Annotated in this window: 19 protein-coding genes; 10 read left to right on the top strand and 9 right to left on the bottom strand. The window is 41.5% G+C overall.

The window, feature by feature from the left end; all coding sequences use genetic code 11:
- Positions 1–5: 5 nt before the first annotated feature.
- The 4 genes from gspK to ACOB82_RS14435 are packed head-to-tail and all read left to right on the top strand — an operon-like array spanning position 6 to position 3,439.
- Positions 6–1,004 (top strand): type II secretion system minor pseudopilin GspK, encoded by a 999-nt coding sequence (gene gspK / locus ACOB82_RS14420; RefSeq protein WP_448213680.1) that lies wholly within the window; start codon positions 6–8, stop codon positions 1,002–1,004.
- A complete protein-coding gene (gene gspL / locus ACOB82_RS14425; protein ID WP_448213681.1) occupies positions 1,005–2,219 on the top strand; it encodes a type II secretion system protein GspL in 1,215 nt (404 codons plus the stop codon).
- Positions 2,216–2,686: a type II secretion system protein GspM gene (gspM, locus tag ACOB82_RS14430; protein WP_448213682.1), complete on the top strand. Its 471-nt coding sequence runs from the start codon at positions 2,216–2,218 to the stop codon at positions 2,684–2,686. Before gspL ends, gspM begins: the two co-directional genes overlap by 4 nt.
- Positions 2,687–2,695: 9 nt before the next feature.
- The gene (locus ACOB82_RS14435) at positions 2,696–3,439 is read left to right on the top strand and encodes a type II secretion system protein N (RefSeq protein ID WP_448213683.1); all 744 of its coding nucleotides are present in this window, start codon (positions 2,696–2,698) and stop codon (positions 3,437–3,439) included.
- A gap of 21 nt (positions 3,440–3,460) precedes the next feature.
- On the opposite strand, the gene yrfG is transcribed toward ACOB82_RS14435, so the two are convergent.
- A complete protein-coding gene (gene yrfG / locus ACOB82_RS14440; protein ID WP_448213684.1) occupies positions 3,461–4,138 on the bottom strand; it encodes a GMP/IMP nucleotidase in 678 nt (225 codons plus the stop codon).
- Between the two features lie 141 nt (positions 4,139–4,279).
- Here yrfG and nudE point away from each other — a divergent pair, with 141 nt between their 5' ends.
- The 4 genes from nudE to ACOB82_RS14460 all read left to right on the top strand — a co-directional run bounded on the left by nudE (position 4,280) and on the right by ACOB82_RS14460 (position 7,174).
- A complete protein-coding gene (gene nudE, locus ACOB82_RS14445; protein WP_448213685.1) occupies positions 4,280–4,837 on the top strand; it encodes an ADP compounds hydrolase NudE in 558 nt (185 codons plus the stop codon).
- On the top strand, positions 4,830–5,654 hold the full coding sequence (gene cysQ, locus ACOB82_RS14450) for a 3'(2'),5'-bisphosphate nucleotidase CysQ (RefSeq protein WP_448213686.1): 825 nt from the start codon (positions 4,830–4,832) through the stop codon (positions 5,652–5,654). The genes nudE and cysQ overlap by 8 nt, the downstream gene beginning before the upstream one ends.
- Positions 5,655–5,678: 24 nt before the next feature.
- Positions 5,679–6,251 carry a YceI family protein gene (locus tag ACOB82_RS14455; protein ID WP_448213687.1) on the top strand — a complete coding sequence of 191 codons (573 nt, stop codon included), beginning with the start codon at positions 5,679–5,681 and terminating at the stop codon, positions 6,249–6,251.
- Between the two features lie 104 nt (positions 6,252–6,355).
- On the top strand, positions 6,356–7,174 hold the full coding sequence (locus ACOB82_RS14460) for a MaoC/PaaZ C-terminal domain-containing protein (protein WP_448213688.1): 819 nt from the start codon (positions 6,356–6,358) through the stop codon (positions 7,172–7,174).
- Here the strand turns inward: ACOB82_RS14460 and ACOB82_RS14465 are convergent.
- The 5 genes from ACOB82_RS14465 to ACOB82_RS14485 form a co-directional block, all read right to left on the bottom strand.
- The gene (locus ACOB82_RS14465; RefSeq protein ID WP_448213689.1) at positions 7,171–7,407 is read right to left on the bottom strand and encodes a YheU family protein; all 237 of its coding nucleotides are present in this window, start codon (positions 7,405–7,407) and stop codon (positions 7,171–7,173) included. The genes ACOB82_RS14460 and ACOB82_RS14465 overlap by 4 nt on opposite strands.
- Positions 7,404–8,375 (bottom strand): hydrolase, encoded by a 972-nt coding sequence (locus ACOB82_RS14470; protein ID WP_448213690.1) that lies wholly within the window; start codon positions 8,373–8,375, stop codon positions 7,404–7,406. The genes ACOB82_RS14465 and ACOB82_RS14470 overlap by 4 nt, the downstream gene beginning before the upstream one ends.
- A 58-nt stretch (positions 8,376–8,433) precedes the next feature.
- Complete coding sequence (locus ACOB82_RS14475; protein WP_448213691.1) at positions 8,434–9,123, bottom strand: flagellin; 690 nt, start codon at positions 9,121–9,123, stop codon at positions 8,434–8,436.
- A 390-nt stretch (positions 9,124–9,513) separates the two neighbouring features.
- On the bottom strand, positions 9,514–10,242 hold the full coding sequence (locus tag ACOB82_RS14480) for a tetratricopeptide repeat protein (protein ID WP_448213692.1): 729 nt from the start codon (positions 10,240–10,242) through the stop codon (positions 9,514–9,516).
- Between the two features lie 95 nt (positions 10,243–10,337).
- Positions 10,338–12,248 (bottom strand): ATP-binding cassette domain-containing protein, encoded by a 1,911-nt coding sequence (locus tag ACOB82_RS14485; RefSeq protein ID WP_448213693.1) that lies wholly within the window; start codon positions 12,246–12,248, stop codon positions 10,338–10,340.
- A 95-nt stretch (positions 12,249–12,343) separates the two neighbouring features.
- On the opposite strand from ACOB82_RS14485, the gene ACOB82_RS14490 reads away from it, so the two are divergent.
- On the top strand, positions 12,344–12,544 hold the full coding sequence (locus tag ACOB82_RS14490) for a YheV family putative zinc ribbon protein (protein WP_448213694.1): 201 nt from the start codon (positions 12,344–12,346) through the stop codon (positions 12,542–12,544).
- Positions 12,545–12,614: 70 nt separating this feature from the next.
- Here the strand turns inward: ACOB82_RS14490 and ACOB82_RS14495 are convergent, their stop codons facing one another.
- The 3 genes from ACOB82_RS14495 to ACOB82_RS14505 all read right to left on the bottom strand — a co-directional run bounded on the left by ACOB82_RS14495 (position 12,615) and on the right by ACOB82_RS14505 (position 14,382).
- Positions 12,615–12,959, bottom strand: coding sequence for a DUF3465 domain-containing protein (locus ACOB82_RS14495; protein ID WP_448213733.1), 345 nt, complete (start codon positions 12,957–12,959; stop codon positions 12,615–12,617).
- 189 nt (positions 12,960–13,148) lie between these two features.
- Positions 13,149–13,379, bottom strand: a complete 231-nt coding sequence (locus ACOB82_RS14500) for a SlyX family protein (protein WP_448213695.1) — start codon at positions 13,377–13,379, stop codon at positions 13,149–13,151.
- A gap of 4 nt (positions 13,380–13,383) precedes the next feature.
- A complete protein-coding gene (locus tag ACOB82_RS14505) occupies positions 13,384–14,382 on the bottom strand; it encodes a WD40 repeat domain-containing protein (RefSeq protein WP_448213696.1) in 999 nt (332 codons plus the stop codon).
- A gap of 137 nt (positions 14,383–14,519) precedes the next feature.
- On the opposite strand from ACOB82_RS14505, the gene fkpA reads away from it, so the two are divergent.
- Positions 14,520–15,305 carry an FKBP-type peptidyl-prolyl cis-trans isomerase gene (gene fkpA / locus ACOB82_RS14510; protein ID WP_448213697.1) on the top strand — a complete coding sequence of 262 codons (786 nt, stop codon included), beginning with the start codon at positions 14,520–14,522 and terminating at the stop codon, positions 15,303–15,305.
- Positions 15,306–15,315: the final 10 nt, after the last annotated feature.

Below are 15,315 nucleotides of genomic sequence, written 5' to 3' on the forward strand. Positions count from 1 at the left end.
TGCCAATGAAAGCAAGTAGCATCAAATCTGCTCGCGGCGTCGCGCTGATCACAGTAATGCTGATTGTGGCATTGGTGGCAATGTTAGCGACAGAAATGACGGCTCGTCTACAAATGCAACTGCAACGCACGGTAAATTTGCAATTTAATCAGCAGGCCTATTGGTATGCCATGGGCGCAGAAGCTTTTGCTAAGCGGGTATTATTACTGGATAACGAAAAAGACAAAGAAGTTACCCAATTACAGCAAAATTGGGCACAGGGTTACAACAAATATCCGGTGCCATATGGTGAAATTTCAGGCGGCATTTTTGATTTACATACTTGTTTAAATTTAAATGCGCTAAAAGCGGAAGTACCTCAAAATCAGGGTAGTGACACTGTGTTACCAAGCCGCGCTGCATTTCAACGTTTGTTAACCAAACTCAATATTGATGGGGTTAGTGACTTTGAAGCGGAAGCGATGGCTGATGCGTTAACTGACTGGTTAGATGCCGACGATAATATCTCTAGCAATGGCGGCGCCGAAGATAATGATTATGCCAGTAAAGAATACCCGTATTTTGCCGCCAACAGTTTCTTATCTAGCGTTAATGAACTCAGGGTAATCGAACACTTTACCCCGCAAGTTATAGCTGCGATATTACCCTATGTTTGCGTGTTGCCAGAGTCTGATAAGCATAAAATCAATATTAATACCTTAACCGAAGATCAAAACGTATTATTGCAAGCATTATTAGATATTAGCCAAGATGAAGCGCAGTCAATTATCGATGCCAAACCGCAAGACGGGTTTAGCGATATTAATGATTTTTATAACATGGCTGAATTAACCCAGCTAAATATTACTACCGAGCAAAAAGAACAGTTTGTTGTCGATAGTGAATATTTTACACTAAAGGCTAGTGCCGAGTTTAATAAGAGCTTTTTCAATTTAACTTCTGTAATGCATGTGATTGATAATCAAAAAGTACAAGTCATTAGCCGTACTGTAGGACGTTTTTAAATGAACGAAATTTTGTATATTCGTTTGGCCAGCCAAGCCGATTTACCGATTGCTTGGTTGATTTGGTCGACGAATCAACAAGAAATCATCGCCAGTGGTGAACTCGCTAATGCCGGCGAGCTTAGCAGTTTGCAGGAAAAAGCAAAAAACCGTCAGGTGACAGCGATTGCACCCGGACAAGATGTGCTGTTAAAAGCATTGAAGATGCCAAGTAAATCGGCCAAAGCAAACCGTTTAGCTGCGCCATATATGCTTGAAGAAGAACTGGCGCAAGATGTAGATGATTTATTTTTCGCTTATGGTCAGTTAAAACAAGATGATGTCGGCCATAACTGTTTTGTCGCGATTACCGCTCGTAAACAGTTGGAAATGTGGCAACACTGGCTGGCAACAGCCGGAATTTTTTGTCAAAAACTGATACCTGAAACGCTGTTGTTACCACTTCATGAACATGGTTGGAGCGCGATAACTGTTGCTGAACAAGTGGTTATTCGACAAGGGCAATGGCAGGGCGTCAGTGTTGATCAGCAGCAATGGCAGTTTATGCAAAATCAGTGGCAGCAGTTAGCACCTGTACCTGAAATACATGCTTATTCGCTATTGCCAGCATTGCCACAAGCTTTTCAACTGCACAGCGAACCTGAAGAGTTGCCAATGGCACTTTACGCACAGCAAGGCACTTCAGCGATCAATTTATTACAGGGTGAATTTTCGGTTAAATCAAAACGTTCACCAGCAGTTAAATACTGGCTGATAGCAGCCGGTTTGGCTGGTGTTGCTTTGTTATTAAACCTTGGGGTGAAGGCCAGCAACCTTTATCAATTAAATGATGAAATTGCCCAAATTGAACAGGAAATTATTAGCACTTATAAACAGGCTTTTCCTGATACCAAACGCGTGCGTATTTCGACGATTAAATCGCAGTTAAAGCGCAAGCTCGCAGAGGCGGGCGGTGGTGATGGAGATGCCAGCTTTTTAACGATTTTATCGAAAGTCGAACCAGCATTTAAACAAGTGCCTACATTAAAGCCGACTACCGTCAAGTTCGATGGCAAGCGCAATGAATTACGTATACAGGCAGAAGCGGGTGATTATCAAACCTTTGATAAGTTTAAAGCTGTATTGGAAAAAGCTCAGCTTACCGTTAGTCAGGGCGCTCAAAATAATCAAGATGATCGGGTAACAGGGTCATTTAGTATTAAGGATTCAAAATGAAGCAGTGGTGGCAACAGCTACAGCAACGTGAACAACAGTTAGTGTTAGCAATGGCGGCGGTTGTTTTAGTTTTTATTGGTTATCAAGGAATTTGGCAGCCAATTAACACAAGCTTGGAACAAGCTCAGCAAAAGCTGCAACGTACCGAGTCGTTACTTGCTTACGTTAATGAAAATACCGCTAAAGTGGCGGCTTTAGGCTCAGGTGCTAAAAAGCCTTTTGTTAATGGTAGTTTATCAAGCATTGTTAATCGCGCAGCTCAGCAATATCAAGTCACGATAGATCGTATTCAGCCTCAACAAGATGCCGTGCAGGTTTGGGTAGATGAAGTGCCGTTTGAGCAATTGCTGCGCTGGTTGGATAATCTCGACCGCCAATATGGTCTTACTGCCACTAGTGTTGATATTAGTGAACATGATACCGTGGGTATCGTCAAAGTTAGACGCCTTATTCTCACTCGCAACTAATTAGAATTTATGAAACAAAAACTCGCTATTGTTATAGGGGCTGTTAGCGCCTATTTAATTTTTGTTATCGCATTATTGCCAGCGAAAACCGCTATTGGTTGGTTTTCACTACCTAAAAATGTTGAATTAGGTTTTGTCTCTGGCAGTGTTTGGCACAGCCAAATTAGCGAAATACGTATACAAGGAATTTCAATTAACCAAGTACAAGCAGAAGTTAGTTTGTTGTCGTTATTGACCTTTGCTCCATCGGTTGATTTAACTTTTGGTACACCAACTGCGGCTGGCCCTAGCGGCAGTGCTTCAGTAACGCTAGCGGGCAACACAGTGCAAGTTAATGAGGCAAACATCAGCATGGCAGCTAGCGAAATTGCGCCTTTGCTACCGTTACCGATTCCAGTAAATGCTTTTGGCGGCGTTAAGTTAACGGTCAAAGAGTTAGCTGTTAGCCAAACGCAATGCTTAACTGCTGATGCCAAAGTAGCTTGGCAGCGCGCGGCAGTGAATGCTTTAGAACAAGATATTGAATTAGGCGATTTTGCGGCTGATATCCAATGTGAAAAGGATAATTTAGTGGTTAATGTTGTACCTGAAAACCGCTTGGGGTTAACGGTGTCCACTCAAATTCAGATGAATGGACGTTTTTCCGGTGAAGGTTACCTTCAACCTGGTGCTGAATTTCCTGCAGAGCTTAAACAAGCGCTACCATTTTTGGGTAATGCCGATGCCCAGGGGCGTTACCGTCTGAAGTTTTAATCGCGATAAACTCTTAATCGTCTATGTACTCACTGGATTGGCTAAAATTGCTTGAGTAAGTACACGAAAATCGGTGATAGCCGGATATTGGCTGATCTCGCGAGCCGCTTGCTGGCTGTCTGGGTTGGCAACCGCCAACAAATGCTTGATGCCAAACTGCTTGGCTGAATCTAAAATTGTCAGGCTGTCATCGACAAATAAGGTTTGCTTGTTATCAAAGCTAACCTTTTCCTGTAGCTGTTGCCATAGCTGCTGAGATTCCTTAGTCACACCAAATTCATGCGTTGAATAAAGTTGATCGAAATATTGATCAAGCTGGGTGCGCTCAATTTTCAGTGACAAGCTATCGGGGTGAGCATTAGTGACCAAAATTATTTGTCGGCCACTTTCGCGCAGTGCAGTTAAAAACTCATGCGCATCATCACGTAATTGAATCAAATGTTCTATATCGCGCTTTAGCTCGCGGATCGGTAATTGCGTTTGCTCAGCCCAATAATCTAAGCAGTACCAAGCGATAGTACCTTCTACCGCCTGATAGTGTGAAACCAGTTGTTGGTGTGCTTGTTCAACGGAAATTCCGGCACTTTCGGCATATTTTAACGGAAGGTGTGAAAGCCAGAATTGGTTGTCAAAATGCAAATCGAGAATGGTGCCATCCATATCAAGTAAAACTGTCGAAATTTTTGCCCAATCCAGCATAGATTTATTCCATGAAAACATCTTATTATGGCATTATAACAGGGCAGCTATTGATGATACCAATTGAAATAAATATTTAGTTCAATGGTGTTAAGCTGTTGTCACGATGAAAATTTCTTATAAAAGTGCTCGTAGGGAACCATGACTAATAAACATCAGTTACCAAACATTACTGCTCGTCGCACAGCCGCTAGAAGTAAGCTTTTTGCTATTGAGCAAATTGATCTAGAGTTTAGTAATGGTCAACTACGCGAATACGAGCGTATGGTTGGCAGTGGTCGCGGTGCAGTGATGATTGTCCCTATGATTGATGATGAAACTATGCTGCTGGTACGTGAGTATTGCGCAGGCACCCATAGCTATGAATTAGGCTTTCCAAAAGGTTTGATTGATCCAGGCGAAACGGGTGAGCAGGCGGCTAATCGAGAACTACAGGAAGAAATTGGCTATGGTGCTAGGGAATTTGTCCATGTTCACGATGTTGCAATGGCGCCGGCATTTTTCAGCGCTAATATGAAAATTTTTCTAGCGAAAGATTTATATCCATCGAAATTAGAAGGTGACGAACCAGAGCCGTTAGAGGTTGTATCATGGCCAATAGCCGACTATCGTTCACTAATAGCGCAACCCGATTTTAATGAGGCACGTTCAATTGCCGCGTTAATGCTAGTGAAAGATTTGGAGGCGATCAATGACTGATGAACAGCTGCTTACGATAGCGATAAATACCGCTAAGCTTGCCGGTAATGAAGTAATGTCGTTCTATCGCAAGCAAAATTTCACTTCCGAAATAAAAGATGACAACAGCCCTGTAACCAGCGCCGATATTGCGGCTAATAATACAATTATGGAGCAGCTTAAAACGCTGACCCCTGACATTCCTATTATTTCGGAAGAAGTAGGTACTGTGCCACTAGCTCAGCGCAAAGATTGGTCACGTTATTGGTTGCTTGACCCAATAGATGGCACTGGCGAATTTATTATTGGCAGTGGCGATTTTGCGGTAAATATTGCGTTGGTGGAAAACGGCTGGCCGTCAATTGGTGTTATTCATGCCCCCGAACATCACTTAACTTATTATGCACAAACAGGGCTCGGCGCATTTAAAGATAATGGGCAATCTAGCCATCAAATTTTTGTTGACCCATATCGCCAAGACAGGTCAATTAAAGTGGCGATCAGTCGTCGCCAAGAGTTGAGCTTAATGGGGCAATACTTAAATGATGCATTTGATTTTGAGTATATTGCCCTAGGCAGTTGTTCATTGAAAAATTGCCTGATTGCCGAAGGTGGCGCCGATTGTTACTTGCGCATAGGGCCAACGGGCGAGTGGGATACTGGTGCCAGCCAATGTATTTTAGAACAAGCGGGCGGGAGCATTCTTGATAGTGAATTCAACCCTATTAGTTATAATAAACGCCCGACATTAATGAACCCAGACTTTATTAGTTTAGGCGCCAGTGAGTTTGACTGGCAGAAAATTATTCGGCCACATCGAGCTAACCGAGATTTTTAATTTAAAACCTTCCAAGGAACGAACATGCGATTATTAACCTTATTTTTATCTTGTTGTTTATCATTACCTGCGATGGCGAATTGGTCATTAAGCAATGACTTTTCGAAATTAAGCTTTATCAGTACCAAAAAGGCCGATATTGCAGAAGTTCATTACTTTAAAACGCTCAGTGGTGACATTGCTGAAAGTGGTGAAGTAACACTGCGTATCGATTTAGCGAGCGTTAATACCAATATTGCCGTGCGTGACCAGCGCATGCGAGATTTCCTTTTTGAAACCGCTAAGTTTACTCAAGCTACCTTTAACGCCAAGGTTGATTTAGCCTTTATTGAAGCGATGGCGGTTGGCGATCAAAAGCAATTACCGTTAAAAGGCCACATTGATTTACACGGTATTAAAAAAGAAGTTAGCGTAAGTGTGCAATTAGTGAAATTAGCCAATGATAAAGTTGTGGTATCGGCACTTACGCCTATGATTATCAATGCTAAAGATTACGGTTTAGCAGAAGGTGTGGCCAAGCTACAAAAACTAGCATCGCTGCCTAGCATCAGTAACGCTGTACCGGTGTCGTTTGTTTTGACCTTTACTAAAGGATAAAAGGTTAAAAGCTAAAACGCTGAGCATTAACAACTCATTGTTAAAGCAAATATCATGAATATTAAAGCCAGCGCGATGCTGGCTTTTCCTTTTAAGAGCCACTTATGAAAGAAGTCGTTTGTCAGCAAGTATTTTCCAATTATCAGCTTTTGGTTAAGTTAGCAGGGCGCAAGCGAGTAGCATTTGAGCAATTTACCCCAATAGCTATTCGGCTAGAAAAACTGAGTGCTGACAGTGAAAAAATAGCAGCGTTTAAGCGATTATTTCAATGTGAGGCGTTGCCACTTAGCTTCGTATTTAATCTGAGTTATCGACATCTTGGACAACTGTTATCTCAGGCAAAAATTCCTAGCAAGCTATTGGGACTGATCCATATTTCAAGTCATTTCCAGCGATTAGCGGCAATTGATTGGCTGGCAGAGTTTGATTTAGTGCTGAGCCTTGATCGCTGTACTAAATCGGATAAGGGCTTTAACTATCAAATAACCACAGAGCTTTGGCAACATAATCAACTCTGTGTGATCAATATTAATCAAATACTAGATAAGCAGCCTGGTTACCAAGGTAAAAAACGCAAAGAGATATCAACACCTAACACGTTACCAGAGCTTGAATCAGTTGCGTTATCTGGCGCAGTAGCCCGCAGTTATGCTCGCGTTTCAGGTGATTACAACCCGATTCACTTATCGCCGTTAACGGCTAAACTATTAGGCATGAAAACCTTAGTCATTCACGGTATGTTTAATTTGCACTGGGCACTGTGCGAAATTCCACAAGCCAAAGACAGTAATAAAATTAACGCACACTTTAATCGTCCTTGTTACCTTCCTGAGCAAGTGACGCTGAATAAGATCAGTGATCATGAATACGGGATATTCTCTAAGCAATTAAGCGACAGGCATTTGCAATTGTTAATCAATTAATCTTCGATAATTTGCTGCTGATCGAATTGGCTTTTAGGTAAAATATTCACCGTTTCATGTAATTCTGAATAGACGATAACCGCGCTGCCCTCTTTAAGCTGACGCATTACATCATTGATTTTTTGCTGAATATCGGCATCTTCTAGCCCGTAATCTGTTCCTTCTCTAAGGACAAACTCACGAATTAAACTATCTAACGTATCAGCATTGATTTGCTGGTAAGGAATGATCATAAAAACGCCTTAAGAAAATTTGGTACACGTTGTTCAAGCCAGAACTCTGGTTTTAGCGGGTTGTTTCCAGAAACAAAGCCAACATGACCACCTTTTTCACTGATTTCAAAAGTTAAATGCTCAGGTAACGGCTGGTCTGGAACAATATCTTGGTGCGAAAGAAATGGATCATCGGCGGCGTGAATGAATAAGCTGGGAATCGCTATTTTGTGCATTACCGGCTTACCGCTAGCTTCGTGATAATAATGAGCGGCGTCATTAAAACCGTTTATTGGTGCCGTGACCATTTGATCAAAATCCCACAGCTTGCGAACAGCGGCTAACTTATTAGCTTGAATATCAGGCAATAGCTGTTGGTTTATCTTAATCTGAGTCGAGTTTTTCAGCATATCCACCAAATATTTTTGATAAACCTTAGAGAAGCCTTGGCTAATACGCTTGCTACAACTGGCTAAATCTAAAGGCGCACAAATAATGGACGCGGCACTAAATGGATGATCTTGATGTTGCGCAAGGTAGCGGGTGAGCACATTACCCCCCAGTGAAAAACCAATCGCTGCCTTTTTCATCTCAGGGAATTGCTTGTTTAACCACTGGCTAAAAAACGCAACGTCTCGGGTATCACCACTGTGATAAGACCTAGCTTTACGATTAGGCCTGCCACTGCAGCCGCGAAAATGCATTAACACACCAACCCAATTTTGCGCCTTAATTGCTTGTAACATGCCTTTGGCGTAGTGACTTTCTGCCGAACCTTCTAAGCCATGTAAAATTAGCACTAATGGCTTGGTACTGCTTTTTTCAGGTAACTCAGTCCAAGCAATATCAATAAAGTCATCATCCGGGGTTTCCAGCGTTGACTTATACCATTCAATATTGTCATGCTTATTTAGCCCTTTGGCTAAAATGGTTTGTAAGTGAGGGCTCGACAGCCACCAAGCAGGTTTAAATTTACTATTAATAATCATATGGCAATAAAAAAGCCCACGTGTAGCGAGCTTAGTATTATAGCGATTAACGGAGTAATTAAACTAGTTGATTAACTAAAAGCCCTTTACGCGCTTCTTCGTCTTTTTTCGCAATAATTGTGGTTTGCAATAAGGTATTTAGCTGTTCTTGTTCGGCAGTCACCTTAGCAAAGTCGGTATCTTGAATACGTGAGCGAGATGCGCTGACATTAACCACTGAAGTTTCATAAGTATTAACTTGGCTACTTAAGCCATTCGAGCTTGCACCTAAGCTGGAGGTTTGTTGGCTAATTGAATCATAGGCCGCCTCTAACGCAGCTTGCGTTGCTGCTGGGTCATTGGCGTCTAAACCAGAGATTAAATTAGGATCTCCAAGTACTTCTTCAGAAATGGTATTAATTTGCTCGGTGATTTGATCAAGTTCACCTTGAATTGCTGACGGATCGCTTAATGGACTACCAGACTGCACAGACAATTCATTTGCTCGTTGTAAGCTATCTGAAATTGCACTAAAGCTTGCTTCTTTAATGTTATTTAAATTGATTTGGTCTTGCGAATTAACGCTTAATTGAGCATCGCCATTGATTTGTGATGTTAGGCGATTGGCTATTTGTAAGCCAGCAGGGTCGTCCGCTGCGCTATTAATGCGCTTGGCAGATGCCAACTTTTCTTGTTTGTTCTCTTGTTCAACACGTAAGCGCTCAAGCAAACTTAGGGTTGGAGATTGCTGATTGACAGATAAAGCCATAACTACGTAACCTCTATTCTGTTCCAAGTAATACTTGGCAGTATAGCAAATTAGCAACAAAAAGTGTGCGAAAAATAACCGCTATTTCTGCGCAATTATTAGGTTACGTAATCATTATTATTAAGTGGTTGATATCATTAAGACGTTTCATTTATTTTTTTCATAAAAAAATAAATGTAATAACTACAAATAATCAACACTATGGCTAAACCGCCAAATGAAAACCAAAAAACAGGGTCATTAAAAAAAGATTTTAAGATGTCCATAACATGCTCCTTATATCGTGCTGATATTAATTGTATATAAGGAGCAGAAACGGATTGTGATGTAGATCAAATTCGCGGTTGAAAGTTTAATTCTTGATTACATTTACTTATATCTGTAGCTAATTTAATCGCTGCTTTTTGCACGAAGCTCCGCTTGAGCTAATAAGCTTTGGTATAAGCTATCTGCTTTTTCTCGGGCTTTTTGAATATCGGCAGTGCCCATTTTTCGCTCATCTAATATACGGCTATTTTCTGCAGGAGCGTAGCCGTTAAAACTGGCGATGGTATTCCAGATATATGATTGCTCTAAGCTCTTTTCAGTGCCTTTACCTTCAAAATACATAAGCGCCAAATTAAATTGTGCTAACGCATAATTTTGCTTGGCGGCTTTTTGATATTCATTAAATGCTTTGGTGTTATCTCGATAGGTGCCAATACCTTCAGCATACATTACGCCTAAATTAAATTGCGCACTGGCAAGCCCTTTGTCGGCAGCTTTTTGCGTGTATTCAAAGGCTTTTTTGCTGTCTTTTGCTACTGGCTCACCTTCGGTGTACATCAGTGCTAATTCAAATTGTGCATCGGGGTAATTTTGCTCAGCTGCTAGCGAAAAAAGTTCAAACGCTTTATTTAAGTCTTTTTTCATGCCCCAGCCGTTTTTATGCATTAAGCCCACTTGATATTGTGCAGGTGCATAGCCTTCTTCTAGCAGTGGTTCAAATTCTGTCATAGCCGCTTTAAATTGGCCGCGATTTAATTCATAAATACCAGTTTTTAAGTCGGCATTAGCATTGACGTTATAAGATGATAACACCACTAGTAAAACCGCAGTAATTTGACTTAGCTTGTTCATAGTAACTCTCTTCTTATTAAATGAACGTGTTATCAGTAGTGTAGCAAAGCGTTTTTAAATTCGCGTTGAATTTCATCTGTTTATCGCAATTTATTTCATTGTTGATTCATAATTGCGTCAATTTTTTCTTCCAAATCAAGCCATTCAATTTCGGCATTTTCAATTTGTTCTGACAACTGCGCCTGAGATTTTAATAGCTCTGCCAATTTGGTTTTATCGTCAGATTGATAAATAGCGCCATCGGCCAGAATTGTTTCAACTTCATCCAATTCGACCTGCCATTTACTCATTTGTTGATTCAGTTTTTCCACCTGCTTGCGCATTGGCGCGGTTTGCTTACGCAATTCAGCCTGTTGTTGGCGTTGTTGTTTTTTATCAATTGTCGTGTTTTCAGTTGCTTGTTCAGCTTTCGTGCTATTGCTTTGAATGGTTGCCTTTTTATCGTCATTTAACCATTGCTGATAATCGTCAATATCGCCGTTAAATTCAGTGACTTTACCTTGGCCAACCAGCAAAAACTCATCAACACATGACTCCAATAAATAGCGATCATGGGCAATTAAAATAATTGCCCCTTCAAAGTCTTGCAGCGCCATCACTAACGCTTGACGCATTTCTAAATCTAAATGGTTAGTTGGTTCATCGAGCAGCAATAATTGCGGCTTTTCTAAAACAATTAACGCCAATACTAGTCGCGCTTTTTCGCCACCCGACATGGTATCAACCACGGCTAGCGCTTGATCGCCGCTAAAGCCAAATCGCCCTAAGTAATTGCGAGCATCCAGTTCGCCAAATTCATTTTTTGCTCGCAGGATATGCTCAATCGCAGTAGAACCAGCGTGCAACTGTTCTAATTGATGTTGGGAAAAATAACCGACACTTAAATCCTGCGCGCAAAAACGTTGGCCTTTTAGTAACTCAATATCACCAGCAAGTGATTTAATCAGCGTTGATTTACCAGCACCATTGCGGCCAAGTAAACCAAGTCGAGTGCCCGGCACTAAGGTAATATTTACGTTATTGAGAATTTTGGTTTCGCCATAGCCACAGTCACTTTCGGATAATGATAATAGCGGATACGGCAAATGTGCAGGCTGCTCAAAATGAAAAGTGAACTGACTGTCGATATGCGCGGGTGCTAATTCGGGGAGCTTTTGCAGGCGTTTTAATCGGCTTTGCGCCTGTTTAGCTTTGCTAGCCTTAGCGCGAAAACGGTCAACAAACTTGGTTAAATGTGCGACTTCCCGTTGTTGCTTTTGAAAAGCGGCATCTTGTTGGGCTAAATGTTCGGCACGTTGACGCTCAAATGCTGAGTAGTTGCCGCTGTACAATTTAGCTTTCTGGTGTTCAATATGCAGAATTTGGCCGACAACATCGTCTAAAAAGTCGCGATCGTGGGAAATTAAAATTAAGGTGCCGTCGTAACGTTTTAACCAGCGCTGTAACCAAATAACCGCATCTAAATCTAAGTGGTTGGTTGGTTCATCCAGCAACAGTAAGTCAGCACGGCTGATCAGCGCTTGCGCTAAGTTAAGTCGCATACGCCAACCACCAGAAAAGCTTTTTACTGGGTTTGACAACTCGCTTTGACTGAAACCTAAACCATGAAGTAATTCACCAGCACGTGCTGGTAAGCTGTAACCGTTAATGGTATCGAGTTTATTAAGCAGCGTTGCTTCTAAATTGCCGTCGTTATTGACTCGGGCTACCTCTAATTGCTGTTCAATGTCACGATATTCAATATCGCCATCAATCACATAATCTAAGGCAGAGCTTTCTAAGGCTGGCGTTTCTTGTTTTACCGTGGCAATTTTCCAACTGCTCGGCATTTTTAATTCGCCGCTGTCGGGGGCAAGTTGCCCTAGAAACGCTGAAAACAGCGAGGATTTTCCACAGCCATTCGCCCCCACTAAACCGACTTTATGGTTGAGGTGGACAGTAAAAGTGGCAGCTTTTATCAGCGCTTTAGCGCCACGATAAATGTGTAAATCTTGTGCGGTTATCAAGCGAGTTTACCTAGCGAAACGAAAGTGGCGCATATTGTCGCTTTTACCCCGTAGGTGTTTCAAGTTAAAATAGCGACAATATTGATTGATTGTGAATGAATGTGAAAAAACGATTTATTGCTGGGGCTATTTGCCCGAAATGTAAAGCTATGGACACCATGGCATTAACTAAAGAAAACGGCGTGGAAAAAGTCACTTGTGTCAGTTGCGGCGAGCAAATGACTCAACCCGAAGCCCATGTTGAAAAACAAGTGCGCGCCAATGAGCAAGTGATAGGTGTATTTACGCCGGAATAGCGCGTTACCAAGTGGCAAACTAAATTTGGCTTTTACATTGAGTGACAAGTTAAGTGATTTGTTATTAAAGTTACTGGTATTTGCGTCCATTATGGATTAACCAACCGCCGATATGACGACCATTCGGATCATGGTGAGTCCAATGTATGACTCCACCTTTACTATTCCATTCATATTCACCAAAGAAATGAACTGTGTCTCCGACAGAAAGTGAAGCTATTCTTGGCGCTAAATCAATATTATGGGCAACTAATAGCGTTTGTCCTGACGACAATTTTAAAATAAACCGTTGATGCCTTGAGCCTTCGTTATCGTCAGATAGCATCTTGAGGACTTTCCCCGAACCTTCGATTTGAATATCACTTTGACGATTTTCAAATGCCTTTCTAAGCGAACTATCACTAGTGGTTTCTATTAGCTCAGGAACTGCCGCATTGACACTTGGAGCGACACTTGTTGGTTGTTCAGATATCTGTTGTTCTGATAGTTGCCATTGATAAAGTCCGGCAATCAAGAGAACAATGAGCAATATCTTTTTCATATTTCAAACCTTCCCTAGTTTTAAGACAGTTTTATTTTGAGCTTAATGATCACATTTTATTAATTAATAATGCGGCGGTGGTGGCTCATCCTCAGCTTTTACAATATTTGACGGACTGATATCCTTAATCCGTTTGGCAATAAATTGTAAATTCTCTTTAAGCACGGCGATATCGGCTTGATGAATGGCAATTTCTTGATTGAGCTGATCAATAACATGATCTTGAAAGGCATTTTTAGCTTCTAAGGTTTCAATACGTTGCTCTAATTGAGCAACCAATTCTTCTGATGTCATAGTGTTAGTTCGGTAATTGCCAAAGTTCGGCGAGCCCAGAGGAGCTTTCGGTAATAAAGTGGTCATTATCGCGGAAAGAGGCGCCATAAACAACGGCGCCAGCAGGACGAATATCTTCACGCGGTGTTACTCGCCAACTTTGTAAGCGCTGGCCGGTACCTATACTCCATAAACTGACTTTGCGGCTAGGTGCGCCCGTCAGTAACTGCGTGCCATCCGGTGAAAATTGCACGGTACTAAACACTTCTTGGCGATTGGTATATTTTAAACTGTTGACTAGCTTACCAGTTTTTAAATTCCAGATATGAGCATCTTTTTTACTGTCGGCGGTAAAGGCATAACGCCCTTGTGGATCTAGCGCGACTTTGGTGATGCGACTAGGGTGGTTAAATTGGTAAATGACTTGGCCGGAAACGGTGTCCCACACATAGGCAATATAATCATTGCCACCAGAAATAGCGACACGGCCATTAGGTAACATATCGACAGCGTTAATTTTTTCGCTATGGCCCAAAAACTCTAAACGTCGCCCAGTTGCTAGGGTGACATGAACGACCGTGCCATTCGATTTGCCGATTAGCAGGTAATTGCCGTTATTGGCGACAGCAATATCTCGGATGTTGGACTCTCTAACCTTCCAATAACCTTCTGACTGGCCGCTGGCAACATTCCACAGTGAAAAGCTGTCTTTGTTGGCGGTTAACACATGGGAATTGTTATCGGCAATATCGATTGCTAATACTAAGTTATCGGCACTGTCTTGTTGCTGCGACCAAGTATATTTCAGTGCGTTGTTATCAAGATCCCAAACACTAATGCCATGATGAATTGAAGAAACTACGCTTAATTTGCCGTTGTTGGAAACATCTGCCGCATAAGCTCCTTCTGCAGCATGGCGCCATTGTACTAATGGTTGGTTATCAGCAGGTTGGCATGCGCTAAGTAGCAAAGATAATATTGGAAGTATGTACAAGGAAAACAAGCGATTACTTATCATTAACATTTAATACTTTTTTCTAACGGCAATTGTCGTTAGTATAAGTCTTTTTTTACGCTATTGAACCAGAATAATAAAAATCGCAAATCATATCGGCGTATTATTCCTATTGTTCTAAATTATTTTCAGTTATGGAGAGTTTGATGAAATTGTTAAAGCCTACCGTGGTTGCTCTTGCACTTGTTTCAGTGTTTGGTTGCCAACAAGAAGTTAAAGAAGAAACTGCAGCGGTAAAATCACCAGTATTAGAAACTGAAATTGACAAGCAAGCATATGGCTTGGGCGCTTCAATTGGTATGTATATGGAGCGTAACTTAGTTGAGCACGAAAAATTAGGCTTAACATTAAGTAAAGACCTAATTGTAAAAGGTTTTGTGGAAAGCTTAGAAGGTAAGTCACAGCTTGCTCAAGAAGAAATTCAAAGCTTGTTGATGTCACTTGATCAACAAATGAAAACTAAGCAACAAGAAATGATTGCACAACAAGCAGAATCGGCTCTTGCAGACGGTCAAAAATACTTAGAAGAAAATGCTAAGCGTGAAGGCGTAATGGTTACTGAATCAGGTATTCAATACGAAGTAGTTAGCGAAGGCGAAGGTGAAAAACCAGCAGCAACTGATACAGTAAAAGTACATTACACAGGTACATTCACTAATGGTGAAGTATTTGACAGCTCAGTAGAGCGTGGCGAACCGGCTGTATTCCCGCTTAACCGCGTAATTCGTGGTTGGACTGAAGGTGTACAGTTAATGTCAGTTGGTTCTAAGTACAAGTTTACTATTCCTTCAGATTTAGCTTACGGCCCGAACGGTAATCCGCCGCGTATTCCTGGTAACTCAGTACTTAACTTTGAAATTGAATTATTAGAAATTCAAAAAGCTGAGCCAGCACCACAAGTAGGTGATGCAGCAGCTGACGCAGCACAATAATTAGTAAATT

The organism is Colwellia sp. MEBiC06753, from assembly GCF_053470325.1.